The organism is Campylobacter sp. BCW_6873 (genome assembly GCF_001762365.1).
Taxonomy (GTDB): domain Bacteria; phylum Campylobacterota; class Campylobacteria; order Campylobacterales; family Campylobacteraceae; genus Campylobacter_D; species Campylobacter_D jejuni.
This window is the reverse complement of the sequence record NZ_MJWS01000075.1, coordinates 1-11,329: the sequence shown is the minus strand read 5'-3', so window position 1 is coordinate 11,329 and position 11,329 is coordinate 1. Positions and strand designations below refer to the sequence as shown.

Genomic DNA, 11,329 nt, shown 5'->3' with positions numbered 1-11,329 from the left:
AATTTTTGCAATATATCATAATCTATTCCTTGCAAATTAAACGGAATGATTATACCTTAAAAAAATAACAAAAAGTTAATATTAATTAAGATAATATTTATCTTAATTAATATATAGTTAATAAAATTATCAAATCATTAAGCTTTAAAAAGCTTAATTTCTCCATTCATAAATTGCATTCTAGCGCTTAGATTATCGAGATAAAAAACTTCAAATTTTGAATTTTGTGGAGTTTCATAAAGATTTACAAGATAAGGATATTTTTCAAACATCTTTTTTTTAACTTCTAAATTTGGTTCAAAAATTGCATTAGCTCTAAGTCTTAAGAAAGTCCCATCTTTTGCACAAGAACAAAATTCAATACCATTATAATTTTTTATATGCTTAAAAAGTCCTTTTGTGTTTGCTGTGCAAAAATAAATTTTATCTCCCACAAGCAATGGACTTTGTATAGGACGCACTCTAGGATTTCCACAAGTTCCTAAAGTGGCTAAAAATGCCGGTGCATTATCATCTAAAAATTGTGCTATTTCTTTTAAATCCATCATTTTTCCTTACATATATAAACCACCATTGATCTTAAGTACATCGCCTGTCACATAAGAGGCATAATCACTAAGTAAAAATGCTACACAATTAGCCACTTCTTCAGGTTCTGCAAAGCGTTTTAAAGGGATATTATCTTGATAGGTTTGTTTGATTTCATCGCTTAAAACTTCAGTCATATCGCTTTTTATGAAACCTGGAGTTACACAGTTAAAGCGTAAATTTCTACTTGCTCCTTCTTTAGCAAAAGATTTAGTCATAGCTATCATTCCACCTTTACTAGCAGAATAATTTACTTGTCCAGCATTGCCCATTTCTCCGACAATAGAAGCGATATTTACAACAGCACCAAAACGTTTTTTACTCATAGTTTTTAAAGCTTCTCTACAACCTAAAAAAGCTGAGCTTAAATTCGTATCCACAACGCCACTAAAGTCCTCTAATTTCATTCTTAAAGCAAGTTTATCATTTGTAACGCCTGCGTTATTTACAAGATAACTTAACTCTCCATCGCTCTCCACTATGGTTTTTACACCATTTTCAAACTCATCTTCTTTGCTTGCATCAAATTTAATCACAGCAGCAACGCCACCACTTGCAATAATTTCATCTTTTAAAGCATCTGCAAGTTCAGGTTTTGAACGATAATTAATCCAAACTTTAAGTCCAAAACCCGCCAAAGTTTTTGCGATAGAAGCGCCTATTCCCTTACTTGCTCCAGTAATTAAAACATTTTTTCCACTAAATTTCATTATCTATCCTTAATAAGTTTAATTTTAAAAATTGCAATCTTAACAAATTTCTTATAAAAAAGGCAAACAAACTAAAATAAAGCCTCATTCATTTCTTTTGGAATTTCTAAGTCTAAAATTTTAAGCACGCTTGCAGCGATATTACTAAGCCCCATATTATCTTTAATCTTTGAAACTCCCTTTGCTTGCACAAAAACAAAAACATCAAAAGTAGTGTGATTGGTAAGCAAATTTCCTTTTTCATCTTGCATAGCCTCGCAATTTCCATGATCACTTGTAATGATAAAAGCATAATCATGCTTTTTTGCACATTCTACAATCTCGCCCAAACAAGTATCCACCGCTTCAACAGCCTTTATAGCAGCATTAAAATCGCCTGTATGTCCAACCATATCTCCATTTGCAAAATTTACCACTATAAAGTCTTCGCCCTTTTCTATACCTTTTTTCACTGCATTACACACTTCAAAAGCGCTCATTTGGGGTTTTTCATCATAAGTTTTTACCTTAGGACTTGGGATTAAAACCCTTGTTTCATTTTCTAAAAGCTCTTCTTTTCCGCCATTAAAAAAGAAAGTTACATGGGCATATTTTTCGGTTTCTGCGGTATGAAGCTGACTAAGCCCTGCTTTAGAAATCACTTGAGCTAAAGTATTTTCAATTTTTTCTTTTTCAAAAAGCACAGGGAGTTTAAATTTATCATCATAAACACTCATAGTAAGTAAATTTTCAAAGATTTTTTCGCGTTCAAACTCTTTAAAATCCTTGGAATTTAACACTTCAACAAGTTGTTTCATTCTATCATTTCTAAAGTTGATAAAGATAATGCCATCTTCTTCTCTCATGCCCTTGTAATTCTCATTTTGAGCTGCTTTAATAAACTCATCAGTAATATTTTCATCGTAAGATTTTTGTAGGTATTCTAATAAATTTGGCACTTTATAAGCCTTACCTAACAAGCACTCATAATATTCTTTCACCCTATCCCAACGCTTATCTCTATCCATAGCATAAAAACGCCCACAAAGCGTAGCAAAATGCACGCCTAAATTTTCACAAAATTCTTTTAAATCTTTTATGAAATTTAAGCCACTTTTTGGACTTACATCACGCCCATCAGTGATTGCGTGAGCAAAAACTTCATTGCCATTTTTCGCACAAATTTCAAGCATGGCTTTAAAATGCGTATCCATAGAATGCACCCCGCCATCGCTATAAAGCCCTATAATATGCACTCTTTTACATTTTGCTAAAAGTTTTTGTAAATTCTCATTTTTTTCAAGTTCTTTGTTTTCAATGGTTTTATTAATACGCACTAAATTTTGATAAATAACACGCCCACTTCCTATACACATATGCCCTACTTCACTATTTCCCATCTGCCCTTCTGGCAAACCTACAGCTAAACCACTCGTTTTTAGTAAAGAATTTGGGACTTCCTTAAAAAGCTTTTCATAACTTGGTTTTTTAGCTGCTTCAAAAGCATTAAACTTACTATTCTTATTATACCCTATTCCATCTGTAATAATTAAAACGCATTTTTGCTTCATTTTTCTCTCTTTTATAAGAATTTTTTTGGTTAGATTTTACTAAAATTAAACTTTTAAAAACCAAAAAGAAGGCTAGGTTTTGTATTATCTTTCAGATTTAAGTCATTATGCTTTTTTTACTTATATTAGTGTGCGTGCAGGATTTGCATTTTTTATCGCTTTATGTTTGTCTTTATTTTTAATGCCTAAATTTATTACTTGGGCAAAAGCTAAAAATGCTAGTCAACCTATTTACGAATACGCCCCAGAAACTCATAAAACCAAATGCCATACTCCAACCATGGGTGGGCTTATTTTCATCAGTTCTGCAGTAATTGCAAGTTTATTTTGTATCAAATTTGATAATATTTTTGCTATAAGTGCTTTACTTTGTTTGATACTTTTTTGTTTGATAGGTCTCATAGATGATTTAGGCAAAGTTCTAAAAAAAGATAATCATTCAGGACTTAGTCCAAGAATGAAGCTTTTAGCACAAATCATCGCTGGACTTATTTGCATCTTACCTTTATATTTTAGTTCAGAGCTTAGCACGGAACTTTTTATACCTTTTTATAAACACCCTCTTTTTGATATGGAAATTTTTGCCATTGCTTTTTGGATTTTGGTTTTAATTTCTAGCTCTAATGCTGTAAATTTAACCGATGGACTTGATGGCTTAGCTACAGTTCCAAGTATTTTTTCTTTATCTACTTTAGGAATATTCTTATATTTGAGCGGAAATTTAAATTATAGTGAATATTTACTTTTGCCAAAAATTCAAGGACTTGGTGAAGTGGTGATTATTTGCGCTGCATTAATCGGTGCTTTAATGGGATTTTTATGGTACAACTGTTATCCTGCACAGGTTTTTATGGGGGATAGCGGAAGTTTAGCTTTAGGTGGATTCATAGGATTTTTAGCTATCATTAGCAAAAATGAAATTTTACTTTTACTCATAGGTTTTGTTTTTGTTCTTGAAACTGTTTCTGTAATTTTACAAGTTGGAAGTTTTAAAATTTTTAATAAAAGAGTCTTTAAAATGGCACCTATTCATCATCATTTTGAAAAAGTTGGCTGGGTAGAAAATAAAATTATAGTGCGTTTTTGGATGATAGCCCTACTTTCAAATTTACTTGCACTTGCATCAATAAAGCTAAGATAATGAAAATTTCACTTTTTGGATACGGAAAAACCACACGTGCTATTGCTGAAAATTTGGTAGATAAATTTGGGCCTTTTGATATCTATGATGATCATTTTACAGAAACAAAAAAAGATACACTAGGAAATTTACTTTTAAATCCTAATGATTTTGATGATAATTTAAGCGATATTGAAATTCCTAGTCCAGGTTTTCCACCAAAGCACAAACTCATTCAAAAAGCAAAAAATTTACAAAGCGAATATGACTTTTTTTATGATATCATGCCAAAATCCGTTTGGATAAGCGGAACCAATGGCAAAACTACTACCACTCAAATGGCTACACATTTATTATCACACATTGGTGCTGTTATGGGTGGAAATGTTGGAACTCCTTTAGCAGAGCTTGATCCTTATGCAAAACTTTGGATACTTGAAACTTCATCTTTCACCCTACACTACACTCATAAAGCTAAACCTGAAATTTATGCACTTTTACCTATAAGTCCTGATCATCTTTCTTGGCATGGAAGTTTTGATAATTATGTTCAAGATAAGCTAAGCGTTTTAAAAAGAATGAATGAATGTGATGTAGCAATACTGCCTAAAATTTATGCAAATACTCCAACAAAAGCTCATAAAATAAGCTATGAAGATGAAAAAGATCTAGCTGTTAAATTTGGCATTGATACGGAAAAAATTTCCTTTAAAAGTCCTTTTTTACTCGATGCTATCATGGCTTTAGCTATAGAAAAAATTCTACTTGATACTTTAAGCTATGAGCTTTTAAATAGCTTTGTAATGGAAAAAAATAAACTCGAAGAGCTTAAAGACAGTCAAAATAGGCTTTGGGTAAATGACACTAAAGCTACAAATGAAAGTGCGGTAATGGCTGCACTTAGTCGCTATAAAGATAAAAAAATTCATCTCATCATAGGGGGAGATGATAAGGGTGTAGATCTTAGCAATTTATTTGATTTTATGAAAGGATTTGATATAGAACTCTATGCTATAGGTATTAGTACCGAAAAAATGCTTGATTATGCAAAAAAAGCGAATTTGAAAGCCTATAAATGTGAAGTTTTATCTAAAGCTGTAAATGAAATTTCAAATCACTTAAAAGACAATGAAGTGGCTCTTTTAAGTCCCGCTTGTGCAAGTTTAGATCAGTTCAACTCTTACTCAGAGCGTGGAAAAGTCTTTAAAGAATGTGTGAATAAAATTTAATTTATTTTACAATCCATACAAATATACTTAACTTTCCAAACCCCTAAAAACACCCTATTCTCTTAAAAACCTTAACCAGCAACAAACTCTTTTTTAAACACGATTCTAAGCACCATCTAAAACAACAATAAAAATAAACATAGGATTTATATATAAAGTAAGCAATAAAGACATTTAACAAGTCCGCAATGAGCTACTTTCCCCCTGCCAGTAAGGCGTAGTATCATCACCCACGATGTGCTTAGCTTCTTGGTTCGGGATGGAGCAAGGCGTTTCCACATCTGTATAATCACGGACATTGTTATTTAAATATTCTTTGAAAGATTGAATTTAAAAAATAAAGATTAATCTTTTATTTCTTTACTTTTTTCTTTATTCTCTTTCTTCTTTTGTTTTTCTTTCTTCTTTACTTATCTTTTATCTTTGATAAGTTTTTATATAGAATACTTAAAAAACAATGTTAAGAGCAAGTTCTAATATAAACTCTACTTGAAAGATTTCTATGAAACTCTAAATATTATCTATATTCAAAGCTTTCTTAAAAACCTTAACAAGGAAGTGATGCTTTATTAAAGATAAGCCAAACGCTCTATTAGTACTGGTCAGCTAAAGGACTTTCATCCATTACACACCCAGCCTATCAAACTAGTAGTCTTCTAGAGAGCTTAGAGAAGATTCATCTTAGAGTTGGCTTCACGCTTAGATGCTTTCAGCGTTTATCCTTTCCAAACTTAGCTACGCTGCGATGCTCTTGGCAGAACAACAGCTACACCAGTGGTTTGTTCAACCCGGTCCTCTCGTACTAGGGTCAAATCTCTTCAATCTTCTTACGCCCACGGCAGATAGGGACCGAACTGTCTCACGACGTTCTGAACCCAGCTCGCGTACCGCTTTAAATGGCGAACAGCCATACCCTTGGGACCTGCTCCAGCCCCAGGATGCGATGAGCCGACATCGAGGTGCCAAACCTCCCCGTCGATGTGAGCTCTTGGGGGAGATCAGCCTGTTATCCCCGGGGTACCTTTTATCCTTTGAGCGATGGCCCTTCCACACAGAACCACCGGATCACTAAGACCGACTTTCGTCTCTGCTTGACTTGTATGTCTTGCAGTTAAGCTGGCTTATACCTTTATACTCTACGAACGATTTCCAACCGTTCTGAGCCAACCTTTGTAAGCCTCCGTTATTATTTGGGAGGCGACCGCCCCAGTCAAACTACCCACCAGACATTGTCCCACTTGAGGATAACTCAAGCTGGTTAGCTACCCAAATAAGAAAGAGTGGTATCTCAACAACGGCTCATATACAACTGGCGTCATATACTCAAAGCCTCCCACCTATCCTGCACATTCTTATCCAAGTAGCAGTGTCAAGCTGTAGTAAAGGTCCACGGGGTCTTTCCGTCTTGCCGCGGGTAGGAGGAATTTTCACCTCCACTACAATTTCACTGGATCCCTCTTTGAGACAGCTCCCATCTCGTTACGCCATTCATGCAGGTCGGTATTTAACCGACAAGGAATTTCGCTACCTTAGGACCGTTATAGTTACGGCCGCCGTTTACTCGGGCTTCGATCAAGAGCTTCGCTAATGCTAACCCCATCAATTAACCTTCGAGCACCGGGCAGGCGTCACACCCTATACATCCTCTTACGAGTTAGCAGAGTGCTGTGTTTTTGGTAAACAGTCGGGAGGGACTCTTTGTTGTAAGTTTCTTCGCTTTCGGAGTAAATCCTAGTACGAAGCTAACCACACCTTATACCGAAGATACGGTGCTATTTTGCAGAGTTCCTTAAAGAGAGTTCTTCCACGCGCCTTAGAATACTCATCCCACCCACCTGTGTCGGTTTACGGTACGGGCAACATTAGCTAAACTTAGAAACTTTTCTTGGCTCGACGGCATCAGGGGTTCTTCTATCCATCCGAAGACTTCAAAAAGCCTTTCAGTTCTCGGAGTGTTCTTATACGGATTTGCCTGTATAAGCTCCTACAACCTTAGACTAGCACTTCCATCCGCTAGCCCCCTTAGCCCTAAGCGTCCTTCCATCGCACACTAATGTTGGTATTGGAATATTAACCAATTTGCCATCGTCTACCCCTTTCGGACTCGACTTAGGACCCGACTAACCCTACGATGACGAGCATCGCGTAGGAAACCTTGGGTTTACGGCGTTAATGATTCTCACATTAATTATCGCTACTCATGCCTGCATGCTCACTTCTATTCGCTCCAGCACTCCTTACCGGTATACCTTCGACGCAAATAGAACGCTCTCCTACCACTTGCACACAACTTAAACTACTTAAACTTTAAACCAAGAATATTTTTACTGATTTTACTAAGTTTTATTTCTATCTTTACTCTATAAAAATCAGTAAAAATATAACTTAAAACATATAACTTAGTTTTTTATATTCTAAACTTAAATAATCTAAGTTGTGTGCAAGTCTACAGCTTCGGTACTTACTTTAGCCCCGTTATATTTTCCGCGCAAAATCACTAGACCAGTGAGCTATTACGCTTTCTTTAAAGGATGGCTGCTTCTAAGCCAACCTCCTGGTTGTTTAAGTAACTTCACATCGTTTTCCACTTAAGTAAGATTTAGGGACCTTAGCTGGTAGTCTGGGTTGTTTCCCTCTTGACGACGGATTTTATCACTCGCCGCCTGACTGCTGTGATTACATATAAGGTATTCGGAGTTTGATAGGGTTTGGTACATTGGTGTATGCCCTAGCCCATTCAGTGCTCTACCCCCTTATATTACGACACAACGCTATACCTAAATATATTTCGGAGAGAACCAGCTATCACGAAGTTTGATTGGCCTTTCACCCCTATCCACAAGTCATCCCGGGGCTTTTCAACGCCTATGGGTTCAGTCCTCCACTAGTTCTTACACTAGCTTCAACTTGCTCATGGATAGATCACTTCGTTTCGGGTCTGCAGCATCTGACTAAGCGCCCTATTCAGACTCGCTTTCGCTACGGCTTCGCGTTTGCTTAACCTTGCCAGACACCACAACTCGCAGGCTCATTATGCAAAAGGCAGTCCATCACACTGTATTGCTACATAGTGCTCTGAATGATTGTAAGCAAATGGTTTCAGGTTCTATTTCACTCTGATCACCTCAGTTCTTTTCACCTTTCCCTCACGGTACTTGTGCACTATCGATCTGGTATTAGTATTTAGGGTTGGATCGTGGTCGACCCGGATTCAGACAGGATTCCTCGTGTCCCGCCCTACTCAGGATACTGCTAGCTAAGCTTTGTTTTTCGCATACGGGACTATCACCCTCTATGGCTATACTTTCCAGAATGTTCTGCTAAACTCAGCTCTTGCACATTGCAGTCCTACAACCCCCAGTGCAAGCACTGGGTTTGCCCTCTTGCGCTTTCGCTCGCCGCTACTGACGCAATCTCTATTGATTTCTTTTCCTGAGGGTACTAAGATGTTTCAATTCCCCTCGTTCGCTCCTATATAGGTAATGTATATCTCTATACATTGGGTTGCCCCATTCGGAAATCTACGGATCAAAGCTTCTTGACAGCTCCCCGTAGCTTATCGCAGTCTAGTACGTCCTTCATCGCCTTTACCAGTCAAGGCATCCACCATTCGCTCTTAGTAGCTTACCTTTTGATGTTCTTTTAGCAGATGAGCAAAGCTCATCCTAAAGAACCAAAGCTAAAGACCTACCCCGCCAACCTAAAAGATATTAGGCTTAAAACGAAATAAACTAAACATTCATTAAAAAATTAATGTAGATAAAGCTTCAATTCTTAATCGCTAAAAAAACAATTTGCATAAAAGTTAGATATAACCTAACTTCTACCTTTTTTATTGATTCTAAAACGCATCACTTCCTTGTTAAAGTTTTTATGATAAGACTTCTTTATCTTAAGACGGAAAGCATTCAAACACTTAATATAGAACTAAATGATTTAGTCTTAACTAAGCTGTGAGTTTGAAACTTGTCTTTAATTTACAAATCTTAAATCTAATATTCTCTTTATTATAGAAATAAAGATAATTAAAAGATATAAGTTAAACCAAAGAAAAGATAAATAGGTTTTATCCTTTAACAAGTCCTGTAAAATTGTTTTTATTAAAACTTGCTTGTGACTCTTAACAATGATAATTAAAAAGAACATTTAGGTTTAAAACCTAAAGGAAGTATATATATATTAATATAATCATTATAAATATAAATACATAATGTATATGCTACTTATATCTATTTAAAGTATATTCTTTTATAGCTAAAGATAAAAATAAATCTAAGTATAGAGTTTATATTTTATATTTAATCTACTTTATATACTTGCTTTAGATTTTAAAGCTTTTTTATTCAAATCTTTTTTATGGTGGGCCTAACAAGACTTGAACTTGTGACCTCACCCTTATCAGGGGTGCACTCTAACCAGCTGAGCTATAGGCCCTTAATAAATGGTGGAGAATAGCGGGATCGAACCGCTGACCTCCTGCGTGCAAAGCAGGCGCTCTCCCAGCTGAGCTAATTCCCCATAAACAATTAGCTTTATCATCAATCTTTGAAATCTAAACAAGAATCAATTGAGTTTATATATTGAAGTAATAGTGGTGAGACTTATTACTTTGTACTCTAGAAAGGAGGTGATCCAACCGCAGGTTCTCCTACGGTTACCTTGTTACGACTTCACCCCAGTCGCTGATTCCACTGTGGACGGTAACTAGTTTAGTATTCCGGCTTCGAGTGAAATCAACTCCCATGGTGTGACGGGCGGTGAGTACAAGACCCGGGAACGTATTCACCGTAGCATGGCTGATCTACGATTACTAGCGATTCCGGCTTCATGCTCTCGAGTTGCAGAGAACAATCCGAACTGGGACATATTTTATAGATTTGCTCCACCTCGCGGTATTGCGTCTCATTGTATATGCCATTGTAGCACGTGTGTCGCCCTGGGCATAAGGGCCATGATGACTTGACGTCGTCCACACCTTCCTCCTCCTTACGAAGGCAGTCTATTTAGAGTGCTCGGCCGAACCGTTAGCAACTAAATACGTGGGTTGCGCTCGTTGCGGGACTTAACCCAACATCTCACGACACGAGCTGACGACAGCCGTGCAGCACCTGTCTCTAAGTTCTAGCAAGCTAGCACCCTCATATCTCTATAAGGTTCTTAGGATATCAAGCCCAGGTAAGGTTCTTCGCGTATCTTCGAATTAAACCACATGCTCCACCGCTTGTGCGGGTCCCCGTCTATTCCTTTGAGTTTTAATCTTGCGACCGTACTCCCCAGGCGGTACACTTAATGCGTTAGCTGCATTACTGAGATGACTAGCATCCCAACAACTAGTGTACATCGTTTAGGGCGTGGACTACCAGGGTATCTAATCCTGTTTGCTCCCCACGCTTTCGCGCCTTAGCGTCAGTTGAGTTCCAGCAGATCGCCTTCGCAATGGGTATTCTTGGTGATATCTACGGATTTTACCCCTACACCACCAATTCCATCTGCCTCTCCCTCACTCTAGACTATCAGTTTCCCAAGCAGTTTAATGGTTAAGCCATTAGATTTCACAAGAGACTTGATAATCCGCCTACGCGCCCTTTACGCCCAGTGATTCCGAGTAACGCTTGCACCCTCCGTATTACCGCGGCTGCTGGCACGGAGTTAGCCGGTGCTTATTCCTTAGGTACCGTCAGAATTCTTCCCTAAGAAAAGGAGTTTACGCTCCGAAAAGTGTCATCCTCCACGCGGCGTTGCTGCGTCAGGGTTTCCCCCATTGCGCAATATTCCCTACTGCTGCCTCCCGTAGGAGTCTGGACCGTGTCTCAGTTCCAGTGTGACTGATCATCCTCTCAGACCAGTTAAGCGTCATAGCCTTGGTAAGCCATTACCTTACCAACTAGCTGATACTATATAGTCTCATCCTACACCGAAAAACTTTCCCTACTCAACTTATGTTAAGCAGGAGTATAGAGTATTAGCAGTCGTTTCCAACTGTTGTCCTCTTGTGTAGGGCAGATTAACTATACCTTACTCACCCGTGCGCCACTAATCCACTTCTAGCAAGCTAAAAGCTTCATCGTTCGACTTGCATGTATTAGGCACGCCGCCAGCGTTCACTCTGAGCCAGGATCAAACTCTCCATAA

Annotated in this window: 6 protein-coding genes, 2 tRNA genes and 3 rRNA genes; 2 read left to right on the top strand and 9 right to left on the bottom strand. The window is 37.4% G+C overall.

Translation table 11 applies throughout. The features are described 5' to 3' along the window. Positions 1 to 137: 137 nt before the first annotated feature. Genes AJ932_RS05770 through gpmI form a run of 4 tightly spaced genes read right to left on the bottom strand, consistent with a single transcriptional unit; the run spans position 138 to position 2,848 of the window. Entirely contained in the window at positions 138 to 548 is a 411-nt protein-coding gene (locus AJ932_RS05770; RefSeq protein WP_079396802.1) for a pyridoxamine 5'-phosphate oxidase family protein, read from the bottom strand. 6 nt (positions 549 to 554) lie between these two features. Continuing rightward, positions 555 to 1,298: a 3-oxoacyl-ACP reductase FabG gene (fabG, locus tag AJ932_RS05765; protein ID WP_002870134.1), complete on the bottom strand. Its 744-nt coding sequence runs from the start codon at positions 1,296 to 1,298 to the stop codon at positions 555 to 557. Beyond that, positions 1,288 to 1,386 carry a hypothetical protein gene (locus AJ932_RS10960; RefSeq protein ID WP_002869268.1) on the bottom strand — a complete coding sequence of 33 codons (99 nt, stop codon included), beginning with the start codon at positions 1,384 to 1,386 and terminating at the stop codon, positions 1,288 to 1,290. Before AJ932_RS10960 ends, fabG begins: the two co-directional genes overlap by 11 nt. After that, the gene (gene gpmI, locus AJ932_RS05755) at positions 1,370 to 2,848 is read right to left on the bottom strand and encodes a 2,3-bisphosphoglycerate-independent phosphoglycerate mutase (RefSeq protein ID WP_002861186.1); all 1,479 of its coding nucleotides are present in this window, start codon (positions 2,846 to 2,848) and stop codon (positions 1,370 to 1,372) included. The genes AJ932_RS10960 and gpmI overlap by 17 nt, the downstream gene beginning before the upstream one ends. A gap of 79 nt (positions 2,849 to 2,927) precedes the next feature. On the opposite strand from gpmI, the gene mraY reads away from it, so the two are divergent. Together mraY and murD are read left to right on the top strand one after the other, a co-directional pair. Continuing rightward, entirely contained in the window at positions 2,928 to 3,989 is a 1,062-nt protein-coding gene (mraY, locus tag AJ932_RS05750) for a phospho-N-acetylmuramoyl-pentapeptide-transferase (RefSeq protein WP_002859004.1), read from the top strand. Next, entirely contained in the window at positions 3,989 to 5,197 is a 1,209-nt protein-coding gene (gene murD / locus AJ932_RS05745; protein ID WP_002861185.1) for a UDP-N-acetylmuramoyl-L-alanine--D-glutamate ligase, read from the top strand. The genes mraY and murD overlap by 1 nt, the downstream gene beginning before the upstream one ends. Before the next feature lie 180 nt (positions 5,198 to 5,377). On the opposite strand, the gene rrf is transcribed toward murD, so the two are convergent. The 5 genes from rrf to AJ932_RS05720 form a co-directional block, all read right to left on the bottom strand. Then, positions 5,378 to 5,494, bottom strand: a 5S ribosomal RNA gene (gene rrf / locus AJ932_RS05740). A 274-nt stretch (positions 5,495 to 5,768) separates the two neighbouring features. Then, positions 5,769 to 8,827 (bottom strand): 23S ribosomal RNA (locus AJ932_RS05735). A 727-nt stretch (positions 8,828 to 9,554) separates the two neighbouring features. Next, positions 9,555 to 9,631 (bottom strand) — tRNA-Ile (locus AJ932_RS05730). 8 nt (positions 9,632 to 9,639) lie between these two features. Beyond that, a tRNA-Ala gene (locus AJ932_RS05725) sits at positions 9,640 to 9,715 on the bottom strand. Between the two features lie 102 nt (positions 9,716 to 9,817). Further along, positions 9,818 to 11,329: ribosomal RNA gene (locus AJ932_RS05720) — 16S ribosomal RNA — on the bottom strand. Together the 16S, 23S and 5S rRNA genes with 2 tRNA genes alongside form the textbook arrangement of a ribosomal RNA operon.

What these genes read in the sequence shown, in the direction of transcription:
- AJ932_RS10960 (WP_002869268.1), bottom strand. Translation starts at nt 1,386, where the DNA reads ATGAGGCTTTATTTTAGTTTGTTTGCCTTTTTTATAAGAAATTTGTTA.
- AJ932_RS05770 (WP_079396802.1), bottom strand. Translation starts at nt 548, where the DNA reads ATGATGGATTTAAAAGAAATAGCACAATTTTTAGATGATAATGCACCG.
- murD (WP_002861185.1), top strand. Translation starts at nt 3,989, where the DNA reads ATGAAAATTTCACTTTTTGGATACGGAAAAACCACACGTGCTATTGCT.
- gpmI (WP_002861186.1), bottom strand. Translation starts at nt 2,848, where the DNA reads ATGAAGCAAAAATGCGTTTTAATTATTACAGATGGAATAGGGTATAAT.
- fabG (WP_002870134.1), bottom strand. Translation starts at nt 1,298, where the DNA reads ATGAAATTTAGTGGAAAAAATGTTTTAATTACTGGAGCAAGTAAGGGA.